This window comes from Mesorhizobium sp. B263B2A (assembly GCF_020165775.1).
GTDB classification, from domain to species: domain Bacteria; phylum Pseudomonadota; class Alphaproteobacteria; order Rhizobiales; family Rhizobiaceae; genus Mesorhizobium; species Mesorhizobium opportunistum.
Map to the genome: position 1 here is coordinate 168584 of NZ_JAIUIU010000009.1, position 17465 is coordinate 186048.

Consider the following 17465-nt stretch of genomic DNA (forward strand, 5'->3'; position numbering starts at 1 on the left):
TGCCTCAACCTAGACCACATTCCGAGGCGCCCGTGACCCAACCCAATCCCGTCGGCCCGATCGTCGGCACCCCTCCGATCATTGGCAATCCAATCGTCATCGGTATCGACGCCGGCGGCACCATGACCGACACCATCCTTGTCGATCAGGACGGCCACTTCAAGATCGGCAAGTCGGCGACCACGCCGAAGAACGAAGCCGAAGGTTTCCTGGCCTCCGCCGAAGACGCGGCCGATGCCTGGGGCATCTCGCTGGAGCAGCTCTTCTCCGGTGTCAACGTCGTGCTCTATTCCGGCACCGGCATGCTCAACACGCTGTTGTCGCGTACCGGCCGCCGGCTCGGGCTTATCACCACCAAGGGCCTGGAGGACATGATCCTGATGGGCCGCGGCTTGCAGGCCTGGGCCGACTATTCCTATGCCGACCGGCTGCATGCGGTGACCCATCATCATCCCGATCCGCTGGTGCCGCGCCGCCGCACCCATGGCGTCACCGAGCGCATCGACCAGTTCGGCGACATCATCCTGCCGCTCTATGAACATGAGGTGGCTGCCGCCGCCAGAAAGCTGATCGCCGACAAGGTCGAGGGCATCTGCATCATGACGATCTTCTCGCACGTCAATCCCGTGCACGAGAAGCGCATCGCCGAGATCTGCCGCGAGGAGATCGAAAAGGCCGGCGCCGAGATCACCGTCTACACCAGCCACGAAGTCCGCCCGGTCATCCGTGAACAGTCACGGCTGAACTCGGTGCTGATCGAGGCCTACGCGACGTCGCGCGGCCGCAAGCAGCTCAAGGGTATCGAGGACGTCTCGAAGAAATACGGCTTCAAATATGGCGTGCAGACGCTGCTGTCCTTCGGCGGCCTGACCTCGATCAACCATCCGCGCCTGCACGAAACCATGATCTCCGGCCCGATCGGCGGCATTCTCGGCGCGGCCTATGTCGGCAAGCTGATCGGCAACGACTCGCTGATCTGCTCGGACATGGGCGGCACCTCCTTCGACATGGGCGTCATCACGCGCGGCCAGACGCGGATCGAGAACGAGCCTTTGATGGACCGTTTCAAGCTCAACGTGCCGACGCTGCATCTCGACACGATCGGCGCCGGCGCCGGCATGATCCTGAAGGTCGATCCCCTGACCAAGAAGGTCTCGCTCGGGCCGGAAAGTGCGGGCTCGGATCCCGGCCCGATCTGCTTTGCCAAGGGCGGCACCGAACCCACCATCGCCGATTGCGACGCCATCCTGGGCCGCCTAAACCCGCATTATTTCCTTGGCGGCAAGGTCGTTCTGCAGGTCGAGAAGGCGAGGGCAGCCTTCGAGGAAAAGTGCGCGCGCCTGCTCGGTGTGGGCGTCGAGGAGGCCGCCGAGGGCATGATCGACATGCTGGAGGCCGACGCCAACAATGCATTGCGGCGCGTCATCTCCGGCCAGGGCATCCACCCCTCCGAATTCACGCTGCTCTCCTATGGCGGTTCAGGCCCGCTGCATCTGGCCGGCTGCTCCAGGGGAATCGGCTTCAAGGACATCATCACCTTCCAGTTCGCCGCCGCCTTCTCGGCCTTCGGCTGCACGACGGCCGATTTCATGCGCCGCCATTCGGTGTCGACGCAGCATGACATCGGCGCGCGCGCCAGCGATGAAGAACTGATGGCCTTCGGTGCGAAGGTCACCAATGTCTGGGACGAACTCACCAAGGCAGCCGTCGACGAGATGATCGAGGACGGCCATGGGCGCGACAAGATCAAGACCGTGCCGTTCCTGATGATGCGCTATACCGGCCAGCTCGAGGATGTCGAGGTGATGGCGCCGCTCTCGGCCATCCGTTCGGCCGACGATATGCGCGGTGTCATCGATGAATTCGAGGCCGTCTATGCCAAGGTCAACCACCGCGTCTCGCGTTATGGCGAAGCCGGCTTCTCGATCACCGAGCTTGGCCTGATCGCCACCGCCGACAAGGTCAAGCCGGTGCTGCTCAGGCGTCCGCTCGGCAAGTCGGATCCGGCAGCCGCCCACAAGGGTGTGCGCGAGGCCTATATCGGCGGCCGCTGGCACAAGGCCAATCTCTACGAGATGGATCTGTTGCAGCCCGGCCACGAGGTCACCGGCCCGGCTATCATCGAGCATCCCGCCACAACGCTCGTCGTTCACCCGCAGGACCGTGTCCATGTCGATGAATGGACGCTGCTGCACTACACCCACGCTTGAGAAGGGCGAACGCCATGCTGGACAAACCCGCCTCCGCGCTCCGCATCCGCGAACGGCTGATCGAATCCGAACGGCTCATGGAAGAGACCGGCTGCTACGACGGCATCACGGAACTTTCGCTGCGCAACCAGGATCCGCTCAAATTCGAGACGCTGCACACCAAGCTGCGCGCCTATTGTGTCTCGGCCCGCGAGATGGCCCGCCGTATCTCCGCCTCGCCCGGCGTACGTGAGGTCGGCGAGATGGTGGTCGCCATCTACACGCCGGAAGGCGATGCGATCGCACTCTCCAACGGCATCATGGTGCATGTGCACACGATGAGCCGCTTCATCAAGTGGATGATCAGACAGGGCTATGAGGAAAACCCCTGCATCCGCGACGGCGACATCTTCGCCAACAACGATGCCTTCATCGGCACCGTGCAGGTGCCTGATGTGATGGACGTGGTGCCGATCTTCCACTCGGGCAAACTGGTCGGCTGGGCGGGCGCGGTCTGCCACGAGCTCGAGGTCGGCGGTATCACGCCCGGTGGTGACGTGGCGCTGGCGCAGGAGCGCTTCACGGAAGGGCTGTTCGTCTGTGCCGAAAAAATCGGCGAGAACGACGAGATCCGCCGCGACTATGTCATCCGCTGCGAGCGCAACCTGCGCATGCCGATCTATTGGGTGCTCGACGAGAAGGCCAAGGTCGCCTCCTGCATCGACATGCGCGAAAGCGTCAAGGCGCTGATCGACGAGATCGGCTTGGACTACTGGATGAAGGTGTCGAAGGAGTTCATCGAAGAAGGCCGCCGCGCCCAGCTCGCCCGCACGCGCCAGCTCACCGTGCCCGGCATATACCGCGGCCACACTTTCTACGGCCACGTCACAGCGGGCAAGCCCGGCTACCAGCCGCTCGGCGACCCCGACTGGCTGTACAACATCCCGATCGAGATGGAGATCACCACCGACGGCAAGATCATCATGGACTTCGAGGGCACGCAGCCCTGGGGCTACCATTCGATGAACTGCACTCCGGCCGGCATGGATGGCGGCATGTTCGTGACGCTCACCCAGCACATGAATTTCGAGGGGCTGGTCAATGATGGGGCCTGGATGGCGACCGAACTGAAACTGCCGCACGGCACATGGACCAACCCGGACAACGAAATGGTGGCGACCGCCACCTCATGGGCCCTGCTGCTTCCGGCCTATGGCGTGTTCCAGCGGCTGTTGTCGCGCTCCTTCATCGGACGCGGCTTTGTCGAGGAAGCCTTCGTCGGCCAGGTCAACAGCCCGATGATCGAGATGGGCGGCACCAGCCAGTACGGCAAGCTGTTCGGCATGGCGCATTTCGAATGCGCGGCCGCCGGTTCCGGCGCGCTGGCGATCAAGGATGGGCTCGACACCGCCTATGTCGGCTGGAACCCGGAATCCGACATGGGCAATATCGAGATCTGGGAACAGAACATGCCGATGGTCTATATCGGCCGCTCGATCGTTCCCAATTCCGGCGGCGCCGGCAAGTATCGCGGCGGCTGTTCCTTCCTGTCGACCTGGCTGGTCAGCAAGACCGACCATCTCAGGCTGGTTACGTCCGAGCATTCGTCGCGCGTGTTCGATAATGGCGGCATGTGCGGCGGCTATCCGGCGCCGACCTGCCAGAAGCATCGCGCGGTGCGCAACTCCAACATCTTCGAGCTTGCCGAAAAAAGAGCGCCGCTGGCGCACCACACCGGCACCAACCCGCATCGCTCGGAGCTTGAGCTGCGGCTGCAGGGCGAGCATGTGACGATGGAGGGCCCCTACATCACCGCCCCGCACAAGACCGGTGACGTCTTCACCCATTCCTACAATGGCGGTGGCGGCTATGGCGACGTGCTGGAGCGCGATCCGCTCAAGACGGCGTTGGATGTCGAGAACGGCTATCTCACCAAGGAAGCGGCCGAGGGCATTTTCGGCATCATCCTCGACGAGGATGGGGATGGCTATCCCGTTGCCAACATCGAGACCACCAAGCGTCACCGCGCCGAGATGCGCGCCAGGCGGATCGCGCAGGCGAAGCCGGTGTCGGAGTGGATCGCCACCGAACGCGACCGTGTCGAAAAGGCCGACTTCGCGCCCGAGGTGAAGAAGATGTACGCCAGCGCGATCGGGCTTTCCTCGCGCTTCACCAGGGAATTCAGCGATTTCTGGAACGTCGACGCTAAATCGATCTTCATACCGGGAGCAAAGCCATGACCTCGTACAGCAAGGAAGTCATCGCCGATCTGGTCGCGGGCACGCTGTCCTGGCCGCAGACGCGCCGCGTGATGAGCGCATACAAGGACGACGATCGTTTCTTCAAGTACGTCGCGGTGCTGCAGGACCGCGTCGGCTGGAAGGATCCGATCCTGCTGCCGGTCTCGGATCACCTGTTCATCTGCCAGAGCGGTGATGAGCGGGTGACCCGTTGTGAGTGCGGCCACTCCTTCGGCGACTATCGCAAGAACTGGAAGCTGAAGGCGGCGATCATCGTGCGCAACACCGAGGAGACGCTGCGCGAAATCTATCCCAACAGCGATATTCCCGATCCGCAGTGGATGGAGATCCGCGAATTCATCTGCCCGCAATGCGGGACCATGCACGAAGTGGAAGCGGCCGCGCCCGGCTACCCAATCGTGCATGATTTCGAGCCGGACCTCGAAGGCTTCTATCGCGAATGGCTGGGCAAGCCGCTGCAGCCTTGACCGGGCCGGTTGCCAAGCCTTGGATAGGTTCGTCGCGGCTTCCGAAATGGCGGTTGGTTGCGACGCCTTGTGATTTGATTGCGGAGATCCAGTTCGATGACCAATCTCTCGGGCCGCGGGGCCATCGTCACCGGCGGTTTTTCCGGCATGGGCTTCGCCATCGCCACCGCGCTTGCCAAGGCCGGGGCCAATGTCGCCGTCGGCTCCTACGTGGCCGCGCCGGGCCTGGGCAGGACCGATGCCGCCTACTATCCGGGCGCCAGCGAGATCGAACGGGTACGTTCGGCTTTGGCGGCGCATGGCTCAAGTGTCCACGCCGCGCATCTCGACGTGCGCGACAGCGATCTCAGCAATCGTTTCGTGGCCGAGGCGGAGGCGGCGATCGGGCCGGCCGACATTCTCGTAAATGCCGCCGGCACCACCGCCGAGCAGCCGGTCGTGGGGCATTCCGACGAACTCTGGGACAAGATCGTCGACACCAATCTTACCGGTGCCTTCCGTGTCACACGCGCCGTCCTGCCGGGCATGATCGGACGCGGCTGGGGCCGCATTGTCAATATTGGCTCCACCGCGGCCTCGGTTGGCTGGAAGGACAATCCTGCCTATTGCGCCTCGAAGGCCGGCCTTCTCGGGCTGACGCGCTGCGTGGCGCTGGAAGGGGCCGAACACGGCGTCACCTGCGTCATGATCAGCCCGACCTGGGTGGAGACGGAACTGATGCGCCGCAACGTCGCGCAAGTGGTCGAGCGTGAGGGCAAGGGCCGCACGCCAGAGGAAGCCATGGCCGAAATCGTTCGCGGCAACCCGCAGCAGCGCATGCTGCAGCCGGAGGAAATCGCGGCGCTCGCGGTGTTCCTGTGCTCGGACGCCGCCAGGGGCATAACCATGGAGAACATCCAGGTGACCGGCGGCGCTTTGTGGTAACGCCGACGCGAGGATCCAATCGAATAATCTTGGGTTGGCGGTTTGCCTGTAGATAGGCAGCATGACGACCGCCCGAAAAGAGTGACTATCACCAGCCCGTAGCCTCGCCGGACAATTTCGCGCGGGCAACTTTCGCGACACCCAAACCAACGACCGGCCGATGTTGCCTTCTTATAGCTGAGCGATTTTGTACGGAATCGTACCATCGATTGATCGGCGTCTTGGACAAGATCAAGATGAAGCGGAGGGTGATGGGAGGAACCGCATGAGCATCGCCAGATGGGCAATAAGACCCGTCGGTACCGCTGGGGAGTTTCTGGCATCAGAGCTTCGAAGTGCGCGATATGGCGATATCGTCTCGGTCAAAGCGGCAATAGAGGCCGCTCGCAGGAATGCGCCCTATTTGCAAGATACGGATGACGAGTTGACGGAGAAGATCGTCGATCTGGCACGGGAACTGGGGCTAGCCGTCCTTTTTGACTCTCGCGAGTGATCGATGGCCGAAGGGCTTGGCGCTGGTCGATGCTCCTTGGTACGAAACCAACAATTGGCTCATGGCTGAAAATGCGCAATCCTTGGAAAATGGAACGCCGATTGGACGACAAGCTCGATTGCAAGGCATGCGGGACTATCCAGATGGACATTCCCGACGACGCCGAGGAGTCGACGCCAATTCACTGCAGCAAGTGCGGTGCCTTTCTTGGCGAATGGGGCGAACTGCAGGATGATTTCCATCGCCAGGCCCGCGGTTCCGAAGCCTTCGACCTGCGCAACGGAAACATTATCAAGAAGTAGCGGCAGTCGCTGGATTCATACAGCTCGGTTCTGGGCAGCTCGGTTCTGGGCAGTCTGGTTCTGGGCAGTCTGGTTCTGGATTGCTGGCCGATGCCACCGACCCGCTCCGCGAATGCCTTGTGGACATTTACAATCCTGACCGCCTCAATCTCCCGCTCTTGTCGGGGCATCACCGCGCGATAATTTCCCTGAAGGCGTGGGTGCTTCTCACTCTCGACAGGAGCCTGCCATGAAACATCAGACACTCGACCAACTGTACGCCGTCGCCAAGGTCGAATCCTCGGCGGCATATTCGGAGATGACGCGGAACCAGCGTATCGAACGTTGGGCCGAACTTCTCGAACAACATCCCGAGCGACGTCTTGCAGCGTTTACAGGCACCGAATATCTGCGCCTGGAGGAGCGTGACAGCGTGCGTGGGGAAGGATCGGCAATTGCTGTCGCCCTCGAAGATCCGGTGCTGCGCGCATCGGGCCTGAAAGACGACACCTATGGTGAGGCAAAACGCTTCTTCGGGCTGAGCGACTGGCAACTGCACGACATCGTCTGCGATTGTCACGTCGGCGCTACGATGAAGGCGGGCTGGGCTGCCAACCGGGTCCGCGCAACGATTGGCGGGAACAGGTTTATTGCCTGGCTAAGGCAAAGGATAATGCACTGAATGCAAGAGGGGATCGCAGCCTGCCACAGCACGATCCCCTGCCTTGCTCGACGCCCGAGTCAACTCTAATCAGGGTTTGGTCGCGGGAGAGCGCCGCCGCTTTTCCCCATACTCCTCAAGCTGCCGGTTTCGCTGCCGCGGTTGCCACGCGGCGCATCCCCAGTCACAAATCCGGGCAGGGGTTGCCGGTCCGATATCCAGCGTTGTGAGGGGCGTGAGATCCTTCAACCGCAGGGCCGGGCGGCCAAGCATGGGCTCCGCGATAGCTGTTCTGTATCGAAATTTCGCATTGGCCAGAACGGTCAGATGCTCTGCTTCTTCGCGCGAGAGGCCGTAGAGCACGTTGCAAGTGAATTCCGCCGGAACCTCAGAATGTAGATCATACACCATCCAGTTGTCGGCCGGATCTTGCAACGCGATGAACCTCAAGCGGGCCTCCATGGTTAGCTAGGCCCAATTTAAACGAGATGCGTTTTGTTCCGCCTCTCCATTCGGACAGTGGGCTTCCGCCATGGGGTGAAGCTCAGCGACCGAAGGGCTGAGGAACTCGCCACGTCATTCTCGCCACGTCATTCAGGACATGACGGGAGCTTGGCGACCGCAAGCACGTGCAGCCACCCGCTTGGGCCCAAGAACTGAAAAGCCATGATGGCGGCGGCCACGCGCGAGGCTCTACACCTGCAGAATGCGGTCTCAAAACTCACCGCGCGCTGGCTGCGCCACATGACGCCGCTTCGCTCGTGCGATGATGAATCGTCAAAAACGTACCATCGCGATGGCCATGGAACATTAGGGTCATCTAATGGTTTTGGTGCGGCAGGGACCCAACGCCCGGCAAGTCCCAAAAATCCCAGGGGCGGCCCGTCGCTGCCGTGAATGGGGCGGCGGGTTTTTTTGGACTGGTCGCCTGGCGAACGCGGAAGGCAACGGGCCTCCGTGACGACAGGTTACCCGGCAGAATGGGGGCCGACACGATACTGCAACAAACTCTGGGCATCATTGTTGTCTCAACTTTCAAGGAGCCGTGACGAGGTCGATCAAATGCGAAATGATGGAGAATTGCTTGCAAGAGCATGCGCGTTGGGCATCAACATCTATCAACGCTCAAAAACAGTTTGGGTGGCCAGGGGAAGCTATCGTGGCCGTACTTTCGAGGTGAAGGGGCGTGCTCCAAAGCCAACGATCGCTTTGTGGAAGGAAGCGACACGTTATAGAGGTTCGGCGTTTTAAGCTCGAGCATCCACAGCCGCGAGACAGCTCAAGCTCGGCGGCTCGCCGCAGGGACCAGAAGCGCGAAAGGTCTGTCCCTGTTGCCGGGACGCGCGGACCTGGCCTGGGTTGTGAACAGTTTTCTTCGCCGGTTGACTTTACGGGTTTTGCACGAAACCCTAAAAGGAGTGCTGTCGTTAGCAAATATTATGGGCGCTAGCGCTTGGGAGCCATAGACTTACTCCTGCCCCACACGGAGGCATTGGAGCGATGTCCCAACAATCCGAAAATATTGCATCGCTGTTGCGGCAATTGCGGATGTTGGAAGAGCCCGCCGAAATCACATGTGCCTATGCCGAGGTGATACGGGGTGCTGCCGATGACATCGCCGATGAATTTCCATTCGACGATGTCGAAACGTTGGCAATGCTGATTGAAGACGATATCGACGACAATGAAGAGGCAGCGCGTACTGCTCGCGCTATTTCCCTGGAGCTCCGTCGACGATTGGCCGCTGGTGTAAGAAAATGGCCAAGGCTGAAGATTATGTGATGAAACGAGACGGCAAGTCTTGGCTCCGTTTAGTCTTCGGCCGATTGAGCGTCCCATCGTCGATATGATCGGCTTGGCTTGCGTGTCGGCTGCTTGGATCGGCTCCGGACCTTGCTCGTGCCGTCACGGGTCCGCGCCGCTCGCGCCATCAAAGTGCAATCTGATCCAATCTGATCTCTTTGCGGCCTATCGACAACTCAGGTCTTTGGGTGGCAAGCAGATCGATTAGGCCACGCGGTGTCGTAAGGCGTCGCAGTCGAGATGTCATTGTAACCGTTTGACGACAAACGCGCGCTTTGGGAACCAATGGCCGGTGCGGCTGCGCTGCGTTGGGCAGCTTGATTTGCGCCACACCGGCCACTGCGGGTTGGTTTGGGTGTCCCCCGCACTGCTCAAATTATAGACATATTAGCAATAATGCAAATAAGACTGAAGTCCCATGGGCGATGAGGGTGCGGCAGGCCGCTACCTACCAGGATCATGGCGTTGCACGGTCATAGCGACTGTTGGGATGCTATGACGGATTCGTACGAAGCGGGCATCTATGTCAAATGCAAATGACAGCGCCCCAATATGAACGTAGACCAAGCTATGGTTTGCCAATGAGGGAGCACCTTCGCCCGTAATTCTTAGGAGCCAAAGGCCAGAGCAAATGCATCGCGATCACGACGAGATTTTCCATCGGGCGGATGCTCTTGGGGTTACGATCCTTCAACGTTCAAAAACAGTGTGGGTGGCCACGGGAAGCTACCGAGGCCGACTTTTCGAGGTGAAAGCCCGCTCGCCCGCGGTTGCACTCACGTTGTGGATGGAAGCCGCTCGATATGCTGGTCAGCGGATTTAGTGACGGGATCTCCGACGCCCAAGCATCCATTCGCAGCCCCAGGCGCCGGCCATCCCGGCTCATGCGTGGTCGGCCCGATTGACCTGTCGATCATCGGGCACAAGCCTTAAGATCGGGACGGATAGACGGAATTGCTATGTGCCTGCCCAAAGTGCAGCATTGCACGCAACCATCGCCACAACATTGTCAGATAGTTAACAAATGGTTGCCCCTGAACTTTGGGGTTTGTCGGTCCGGACGTCAAGAATGCGACGAACAGTCAAACCGAGCTGACGATCCAACTCCCCGGAGTTTTAAATAGATACGTCATTTTCTACTTGGCGGCGCCACGCCGGGGCGCTCGCCCACGCGATCGATGCAGGCGACTGTTGCGACCGATCACATTGAGTTGCAAGTTTTGGGCAGATATCCAAGAAATCGCTAATACGCATATTTTGAAAGAGAAATGAGTAAAATTTCGTCTGAAAATTTTTTCACTAATTATAAAACATGCCGACGGGCTCATCCTCGAACAAGACTCGATCTTCCCGGAAAAATACACGACAAGATCCTCCGGGGCTGAATGTCACCCTGTTAAGGAGGCTTATCATGATCATTCGCATTCTTACCGCAATTTCTCTTGCTGTATCTGTCGCATCCGTCTCGACGACTAGCTTTGCCGAATCGACGACCAAAATTAAGTCTGTGGAAGCAGGCAAGGCAGGTCGCGCCGCAGAACCCGGAAAGGCAGGGCGCGCTGCAGAACCTGGCAAAGCCGGCGGTGCTGGCGAAACCGGTGGCAAGGCCGGCGGCGCCGGTGAGTCCGGCGGCAAGGCTGGCGGCGCTGGTGAGTCCGGGGGAAAATCCGGCGGCGCTGGAGACGGTGGCGGCAGCAAGGGCGGCTGACCGCCCTGCCGATCCTGCCAGGTCGTAAAGAGCGCACCCTTGCCAGCGTGCATGCTGGCGGGGTGCCTTCGCTGTTGGTGACCGAAGACCAGGCTGGAAGTTTCGCTGCTTGAAGAAGATCACTCCGGATCGGGCGCCTGCAATTGGACTGCAGCGCCGGGAAGGGCCCAGCTGGTGCTCTCGACCCACGCGCAGTGATTCATGTTGGAGACCCACGTGCGCTCGTGCGCTCGTCGAAATTCCAACAGCGCTTGCAATTCCACCTTGCCTCTCTCGTAGCTGGATTCCGGATCGCCGAGCGTAAGCTTGGCGGCAACCAAAGAGCACAATTTCGCGTGCTGCAATCCCAATTGAAGGAATTGCACCCGCCTTGACGCTTGCTGGTCTGCCGCCGCGGAGGAGGCTGCCTTGTCGAGCAATGCTTCGGCCGGCGCAAAGCTCTCCTCTGGATAGATCGCATGCGCCGCTTTCGCCCAGCTTCGCCAACGCGAAGCCCCAAGAGCCTCGAAGGTGTCACGCAGCCGGGCACGCCCACCGGACGTATACGCCTCCCAGAAGTCGAAATATTTCCTCACGTCAGCCGCCGCGGGTCCGAAGGCGGAGTAATATTCTGACAGCAGGGAGCCGGCAGGCATGTCGGGGTGGATCTGCAAGCGGAGCAACAGGTAAAGGTTTGGGCCTTGTGTCGCCCAATGACCTGTCAGCGAATCGAAATCGGTCCCGATCATTCCGTTGTTCGCGGCGCTCTGAAACTCGTCGGCGAACTGGCTGGAAAATATGTGCGGCATGCAATATCCGTCCAGAAAATAGTTCGTCCGCATGAAAAGCCTGGCCTCGGTTTCCGCCCATCCTCGCCACTGGGCTTTCATCCAATCCTGCTCGTCGCCGCTTCGGGGATAGAACCAGGATGACGGGCAAAATCCGATCATGATGTTCGGCCCCAGTTTTATGCCCGAGGTCGGAGCGGCGAAGTAGTTCATGTAGGCGTAGCCCACGACAACCGAGTTCGAATTGTATTTCGCGGCGATCTGCTGGATGGCTTGCCATGAACGCGCATATCTGTCGGATACGAAAGGCTTGCTGGCGATCTTTGATTTCGGCGGAATGAATTTTCGATAATCCGGTGGTTCCGGGCCATCGAGCGCCTTGCATGCATCGCATTCGCATTGGCCAGGCACGTCATTCTCGACAGCATTGACGAAGGTTGGAAGGTGTCCGGGGGTATCGCCTCGATGCTCGCGCCACTGCGCGACAATCTCTTCGCGCAGACCCGGATTGGAAATGCACATGGAGAAGCGCGCGCCCAGCCTTGAAGGGCCTCGTTTGCCGTTGACCAGTTGAAACCATTCAGGATGCTCGGCGCCATACTGCCGCCACCAGTCCACGAAGGCATGGCCGTACTTCGCCGGGATTCGGCGGCCCATGCGGTTGCGACGCAGAAATGTTGCCTGCGCGTTCATGTATTCTTCAGCCGCCGCGGCGGTGAAGCCCAGCTCGGGATGATCCTTGGCCTTCAAGCCCGCAGCCGAGCGCACGTGGCGCTGCATGAATCGAGGCGTTACGACATGGTCTTGAAGAGGAACGACCACGGACTCCGCTCTTGGAACAAACGTTCCCAGTTCGCCTGGCCATAGCCACCGAACCGCGAAGTAGCGATCGAGAAGTTCGTATGCGCCGAAGAGCGTTCCGGCGGAGGTGTCCTCATCAAGAGGGCTGCCGCTCGTGTCATGCCCCGCGATACAGAGATGGCGGCCGACGGTGCGGATTGCACACGACTCCGGCTCCAATGCGCCGGAATCGATGCCGGCCTTTCGGGCAAACCGGGTATCGCCCAGAAAGATATGGGCTTTGCCCAGGCTTGCCGACGTCACTTCGCTTTCAGTCGCCATGGCAGGCTGGAAGCCGGTCGCTTTCTCGATATGCCAGCCGAGCTCCACGGCAGCATAGTGGACGGAGTCCTTCGGGCTGTCCGGGATAACCAGCGTGACGGCGGGTCTGCCTCCCGCCACCAACGTCACACCATCGCCTGGCTGAGCGTACGCGCCGGCTGCCTTGCCAGCGCCCAGCCAGTGCAGCAAGCCGAATATGGCTCCCTGCCCAAACGTCCTTCGCGACAGTGCCCGCATAGCAAGACCTTACCTACGGCCGATCATCCAACAAGGTGGACCTTCTTCTGGACAAGGACGGTGCAGGCTTCCATGAATCGCGGGGGACGCTGTCGGTCCCTCCGGAGATGAAGAGGGCCAAACCGCGCTGAATTCTGCCCGAAGGAGAAGGGACTTTTGGCGATCCAGGCATGCGCACCATCCGATGAGAATTGCTCGCAGCATGTTTGGTGCGGCGGGCGATCAAGCGTTGCGCACCAAGCGAAGCGGCTGCTGTTACGCGCAGATCATGAGGTGCATGGTATCGCCGCTAGACCCAACGATCCCAGACAGGCTTTTGGGTGTTCTTGCTAGACTTTTGGTCGGGGGAGTGCCTGGCCCCTTGGTGGCTTGCAATGATCGTCGGGGACCGGATCGATGCCGCCGCTCGCGCCAGCGGCGGGGTTGTTTCGATTGCCGAATGGGAGGTTCGGATCGGCAAGTGTTAAAATGGTCACATTCCTTGGAACTCCAATCTGGCATCCCTCGTTGCTTCTTACATGGCGCGGGGGCTGGAATGTATGAATGCAAATGATCCACAATGGCGAACGCTCGCCGGCGCTCTAGGCGTCACTGTTTATCAGCGCTCAAAAACAGTTTGGGTCGCGGCCGGGAAATACAGAGGTCAAGATTTCGAGGTGAAAGCCCGTTCCCCACAGGTTGCGCTCGCCCTGTGGAAGGAGGCCGCGCGCTATGCCGGTTCGGACTGGTGACCGGTGATGGGACTTGGTGCTCGCGCGGATGAATTGCGCCAGTTGGTGGACACGGATGCCGATAAGGGAACAACCATTACCGGCACCCGATAGTCTCAAGGTTTTATCGGCCTAGCCAGCGCCACCGCTGCCCTTGCCGCTCTCGCCGGCGCCCCCGCTGCCCTTGCCGCTCTCGCCGCCAGCCTTGCCGCCGGTCTCGCCAGCGCCGCCAGCCTTGCCACCGGTTTCGCCAGCGCCGCCAGCCTTGCCGCCGGTTTCGCCAGCGCCGCCAGCCTTGCCGCCGGTTTCGCCAGCGCCGCCAGCCTTGCCACCGGTCTCGCCAGTGCCGCCAGCCTTGCCGCCGGTTTCGCCAGCGCCGCCAGTCTTGCCGCCGGTTTCGCCAGTGCCGCCGGTCTCGCTCGACGCAGCGCTAAGGGTAGTGGCCGTACCGCCGGTCTCGCCAACCTTGCCGCCGGTCTCGCCGGCGCCGCCAGCCTTGCCGCCAGTCTCACCAGCACCGCCAGCCTTGCCACCAGTCTCGCCAGCACCGCCGGCCTTGCCGCCAGTCTCGCCGGCACCGCCAGCTTTGCCGCCAGTCTCGCCGGCACCGCCAGCTTTGGCGCCGGTCTCGCTAGGCGAGCTTACCTGGACGCCAGACTCCCCGGCTGCGCCGGCATTGGAAATCCCTATGGTTCCCAGAGCAAAGAACGCCCCCACCAGCAACTTCGCCGTAGTTGTAACTTTAATGGTCATATCGTCTCCTGATATCAAAGCTCCCCCGCGTACTTAATAATCAGATTCTCGAAGAAAGTTTATTCACAATCATGATCGAGTCAGACACATTTAATGACAGTTTGACACGAGATTATACCTGTAAAATCTCGATTTCTATGAAGTAGTAAAAAGCCAAATGCCATCATGCCTCTATCGTAATTGTGTAGCAGTCGGCCGTTGTTAAAATGGGCGACACCTAGGATGGTGGAAATATGCATCCGATATTTCAATCTCCGCCGTGTAGAAGGCGCATCGGTGTTGGCGATCTTCAAGAAAACATCAAGCAAACGCAGCACGACGGGCCGCGATGCCAACGGATGGGTCGCATTGGCTGTCACTGCCGGTTACCACTTTTGGGTGGATTCAGCGCCGCCAAGGGCAATTGACAGAAATGGCCCCTGCGGATGCCATTGAAGGGTTCCAAAGGCGGGGAGGATCAGGAGCATCTGCTCCCGATTTGATGTTGGAAAGTTCGGCAAACGAGTGATCCAAACGGGCCCCGCATTTGGCCACGGACGATAACCATCGTCAGTCGAGAGCGGATCCATGGCCACTGACCCCGTCCATCACCTGGAATCAACTGCCAAGATTGTTTCGGCCTTTGTCAGCAGGAACCGGGCCTCGCCTTCTGATCTGGTGGATCTGGTGGAGAATGTCGGCCGCGCTTTGCAGGCCCTCGCGGGAGGCACGGAAAAAAGCAAACCAAAGATCGTTCCCGCCGTACCAATCAGCAAATCGGTGACTCCGGATTTCATTATCAGCCTGGAGGATGGACGCAGGATGAAATCGCTGAAGCGGTATCTGGCGTCGCTTGGAATGACACCGGCCGACTATCGCAGGAAATGGGGTTTGCCGCCTGACTACCCGTTGGTGGCGCCGAATTTCACCGCACTGCGTTCGCAAGCGGCAAAGAGGATCAGGCTTGGACAACGGACCGCCAGTGATCAGACCTCACGAACCTGACCGTATGGTCCTACCGATGACGATTTTGCCGCTCCTGCTGCCCGATCAATGTCGCCATGATTGAGGATTGCGATGGCGTTCGCCAAGGCGCTTGTCTGGAGGCAGATCTGTGCATCGTGGGCGCAGGTGCGGCGGGCTTGGCGCTCGCCTCGCAGTTCGAAGGAACACGGCATCGAATATGCATCATCGAAAGCGGCGGTCTGACATACGAACACCGGCGCCAAAGACTGTCGCGAGGCCGCTCTGTAGGCAGACCCTATGAGGCGCTGGACCTTTGCAGGATCCGCCAGTTCGGCGGAAGTACCGGCAGGGCCGGTTGGGGTGGGTGGTGCAAGATGCTGGACCACGCCGATTTCGAGCCTCGGTCCTGGATTCCGATGAGCGGATGGCCTGTCGATCGCAACTCGCTCCTCCCCCACTATGAGGCGGCCGCCGGTTTGCTGGGCATCGACGACTTGCAAGCCGAATGGCCTGCCTCCGCGGCTCTGCCTATGACCGGGCCGCTGTTTTCCGAACGATGCTTTCTCAGTCCCGTCCCGGATTTGGGGGCGACATTGCGCGCCAGGCTGCAAAGGGCAAAAAACGTGCAGGTTTTCCTGCACGCCACGGCCTTGCGGCTAGACACCGACGCCTCGGGAAGATGGGTTCGCTCCATCGAGGTGGCCAGCACGCCAAACCGGCGCTTCCGGATCCAGGCACGGTCCTTTGTTTTGGCCTGCGGCGGGATCGAAAACGCGCGCCTGCTCCTGGTTTCAAACCGGCAGATGCCGAATGGCATAGGCAACCAGCACGACCTGGTCGGCCGCTATTTCATGGAGCATCCGCGCGTAAAATGGGGGAGCCTGCAGGTCGGCCATCCCGACACCGCGCTGGCCCTTCATGTGCCATCCATTGTGGCGCGAAGGCCTTATTTGTCGGAGCAAGAGCACTGCGGCGTGAGCGGTGCATTCGGGCTGGCGCTGCGCCCGGAGATTCGTGAAAGTGAACGCCTTCTCGGCTCCCGGACGTGGATCAAGCCGGGGCCTTGCGCCAATGATCTGGGTGGCTCCGAGGCGTTGCATTATCTTGCTTTCTGGCTGCGGAAGGGACGCCTCCATCGCGACCTTATCAAGAGTGGCCGCACCATCCTCAGACATCCCGCAGCGTCGGTCGCGTCGGCCATCGAGCGCCTTGGGCACTCACGCGGGCGCGTAAGACATTTTCATTTTGACACGATCCTCGAACAAGAGCCGGACCCGGAAAGCCGGGTTACGCTCGATACAAGACTTGACGAATTCAATCTTCCGCGCGTGAAGCTGGAATGGAGAGTGGGGCCTCTCGTTCGGCGTACACTCGAGCGCGTGCAGACAATCATCACCGACGAGATGCGGCTGCTGGGCCATAGAAGCGACGTTCAATTAAGCGCCCACGAGACCCCGACTTGCGGAGACGATATCCCATACCGATGGGTGAGGCACCACATGGGCACAACGAGGATGAGCGCCGATCCGAGGACTGGCGTGGTCGATGCCACGTGCCAGGTTCACGGCCTCGGGAACCTTTTTGTCGCCGGGAGCTCCGTTTTTCCAACCGGGGGAAACGATATGCCCACCCTGACGATCGTCGCGCTTGCCATTAAATTGGGCCGACACCTGCGGCAATGGCTCGAGTAGAGGTCAATTCCATATTGGAGGAGCTCACGGAGGCCGCTCGGAGGCTTGACCAGCCTGGCGGCTCGTTGCTCGGAGTCCGGCACGAAGTGTCTCCCAAGATACACCTTTACTTCACAATGGCATAATTTCAGATTTACTTTACGTGCTTTGGATACGGACGCGAGAAATTACAGTTTTAAAAACGACGTCACGTTAAATCCTCTTTTGCAATTCGTTATAGATTGCACGCGGCTCAGCCCCCGGCACCCTTTTCGTTGAGGATACACCTTTTGGTGGAGGCAGCCTTGACACTACGCATTTAGCGACCTGGGGTCTAATCCTGCCAAAAAATGCGATTATATTCACGGTGTGCGTTTTGTCACACCGCCTCGCCAACCCACAAGTTATTACTAATGCATTAAGGAGGTGGGTCTTCGAAGCGAATTTCTCCGTTGGGGTGATTTTCGCGGGTGT

General features: G+C 60.1%; 14 protein-coding genes. 11 read left to right on the top strand and 3 right to left on the bottom strand.

Annotated elements, in window-relative coordinates; translation table 11 throughout:
- Window positions 1-80 precede the first annotated feature (80 nt).
- The 7 genes from LB568_RS16765 to LB568_RS16795 all read left to right on the top strand — a co-directional run bounded on the left by LB568_RS16765 (window position 81) and on the right by LB568_RS16795 (window position 7297).
- Window positions 81-2210, top strand: coding sequence for a hydantoinase/oxoprolinase family protein (locus LB568_RS16765; RefSeq protein WP_224730699.1), 2130 nt, complete (start codon window positions 81-83; stop codon window positions 2208-2210).
- A gap of 14 nt (window positions 2211-2224) precedes the next feature.
- The gene (locus LB568_RS16770; RefSeq protein ID WP_224730669.1) at window positions 2225-4429 is read left to right on the top strand and encodes a hydantoinase B/oxoprolinase family protein; all 2205 of its coding nucleotides are present in this window, start codon (window positions 2225-2227) and stop codon (window positions 4427-4429) included.
- Window positions 4426-4917: an acetone carboxylase subunit gamma gene (locus LB568_RS16775; protein WP_224730670.1), complete on the top strand. Its 492-nt coding sequence runs from the start codon at window positions 4426-4428 to the stop codon at window positions 4915-4917. The genes LB568_RS16770 and LB568_RS16775 overlap by 4 nt, the downstream gene beginning before the upstream one ends.
- A 96-nt stretch (window positions 4918-5013) precedes the next feature.
- Entirely contained in the window at window positions 5014-5841 is an 828-nt protein-coding gene (locus tag LB568_RS16780; RefSeq protein WP_224730671.1) for an SDR family NAD(P)-dependent oxidoreductase, read from the top strand.
- A 265-nt stretch (window positions 5842-6106) separates the two neighbouring features.
- Window positions 6107-6334: a hypothetical protein gene (locus LB568_RS16785; RefSeq protein ID WP_224730672.1), complete on the top strand. Its 228-nt coding sequence runs from the start codon at window positions 6107-6109 to the stop codon at window positions 6332-6334.
- Window positions 6335-6435: 101 nt separating this feature from the next.
- Window positions 6436-6636, top strand: coding sequence for a hypothetical protein (locus LB568_RS16790; protein WP_041164058.1), 201 nt, complete (start codon window positions 6436-6438; stop codon window positions 6634-6636).
- A 229-nt stretch (window positions 6637-6865) separates the two neighbouring features.
- The gene (locus tag LB568_RS16795; RefSeq protein ID WP_013893282.1) at window positions 6866-7297 is read left to right on the top strand and encodes a hypothetical protein; all 432 of its coding nucleotides are present in this window, start codon (window positions 6866-6868) and stop codon (window positions 7295-7297) included.
- 69 nt (window positions 7298-7366) lie between these two features.
- On the opposite strand, the gene LB568_RS16800 is transcribed toward LB568_RS16795, so the two are convergent.
- Window positions 7367-7726: a hypothetical protein gene (locus LB568_RS16800; protein ID WP_224730673.1), complete on the bottom strand. Its 360-nt coding sequence runs from the start codon at window positions 7724-7726 to the stop codon at window positions 7367-7369.
- A gap of 1050 nt (window positions 7727-8776) precedes the next feature.
- Here LB568_RS16800 and LB568_RS16805 point away from each other — a divergent pair.
- Window positions 8777-9058, top strand: a complete 282-nt coding sequence (locus LB568_RS16805; protein ID WP_013893284.1) for a hypothetical protein — start codon at window positions 8777-8779, stop codon at window positions 9056-9058.
- Between the two features lie 1432 nt (window positions 9059-10490).
- Window positions 10491-10787 carry a hypothetical protein gene (locus LB568_RS16810; RefSeq protein WP_013893285.1) on the top strand — a complete coding sequence of 99 codons (297 nt, stop codon included), beginning with the start codon at window positions 10491-10493 and terminating at the stop codon, window positions 10785-10787.
- Between the two features lie 119 nt (window positions 10788-10906).
- Here the strand turns inward: LB568_RS16810 and LB568_RS16815 are convergent, their stop codons facing one another.
- Together LB568_RS16815 and LB568_RS16820 are read right to left on the bottom strand one after the other, a co-directional pair.
- Window positions 10907-12865 (bottom strand): DUF4838 domain-containing protein, encoded by a 1959-nt coding sequence (locus LB568_RS16815; RefSeq protein ID WP_224730674.1) that lies wholly within the window; start codon window positions 12863-12865, stop codon window positions 10907-10909.
- Window positions 12866-13755: 890 nt separating this feature from the next.
- Complete coding sequence (locus LB568_RS16820) at window positions 13756-14376, bottom strand: protein-serine/threonine phosphatase (protein ID WP_013893287.1); 621 nt, start codon at window positions 14374-14376, stop codon at window positions 13756-13758.
- 567 nt (window positions 14377-14943) lie between these two features.
- Between LB568_RS16820 and LB568_RS16825 the strand changes: the two genes are divergently transcribed.
- Window positions 14944-15360 (top strand): MucR family transcriptional regulator, encoded by a 417-nt coding sequence (locus tag LB568_RS16825; RefSeq protein WP_013893288.1) that lies wholly within the window; start codon window positions 14944-14946, stop codon window positions 15358-15360.
- A 56-nt stretch (window positions 15361-15416) separates the two neighbouring features.
- Window positions 15417-17012 (top strand): FAD-dependent oxidoreductase, encoded by a 1596-nt coding sequence (locus LB568_RS16830; RefSeq protein ID WP_412033912.1) that lies wholly within the window; start codon window positions 15417-15419, stop codon window positions 17010-17012.
- Window positions 17013-17465 lie beyond the last annotated feature (453 nt).

What these genes read in the sequence shown, in the direction of transcription:
- LB568_RS16770 (WP_224730669.1), top strand. Translation starts at nt 2,225, where the DNA reads ATGCTGGACAAACCCGCCTCCGCGCTCCGCATCCGCGAACGGCTGATC.
- LB568_RS16775 (WP_224730670.1), top strand. Translation starts at nt 4,426, where the DNA reads ATGACCTCGTACAGCAAGGAAGTCATCGCCGATCTGGTCGCGGGCACG.
- LB568_RS16780 (WP_224730671.1), top strand. Translation starts at nt 5,014, where the DNA reads ATGACCAATCTCTCGGGCCGCGGGGCCATCGTCACCGGCGGTTTTTCC.
- LB568_RS16785 (WP_224730672.1), top strand. Translation starts at nt 6,107, where the DNA reads ATGAGCATCGCCAGATGGGCAATAAGACCCGTCGGTACCGCTGGGGAG.
- LB568_RS16795 (WP_013893282.1), top strand. Translation starts at nt 6,866, where the DNA reads ATGAAACATCAGACACTCGACCAACTGTACGCCGTCGCCAAGGTCGAA.
- LB568_RS16805 (WP_013893284.1), top strand. Translation starts at nt 8,777, where the DNA reads ATGTCCCAACAATCCGAAAATATTGCATCGCTGTTGCGGCAATTGCGG.
- LB568_RS16810 (WP_013893285.1), top strand. Translation starts at nt 10,491, where the DNA reads ATGATCATTCGCATTCTTACCGCAATTTCTCTTGCTGTATCTGTCGCA.
- LB568_RS16820 (WP_013893287.1), bottom strand. Translation starts at nt 14,376, where the DNA reads ATGACCATTAAAGTTACAACTACGGCGAAGTTGCTGGTGGGGGCGTTC.
- LB568_RS16825 (WP_013893288.1), top strand. Translation starts at nt 14,944, where the DNA reads ATGGCCACTGACCCCGTCCATCACCTGGAATCAACTGCCAAGATTGTT.
- LB568_RS16830 (WP_412033912.1), top strand. Translation starts at nt 15,417, where the DNA reads ATGATTGAGGATTGCGATGGCGTTCGCCAAGGCGCTTGTCTGGAGGCA.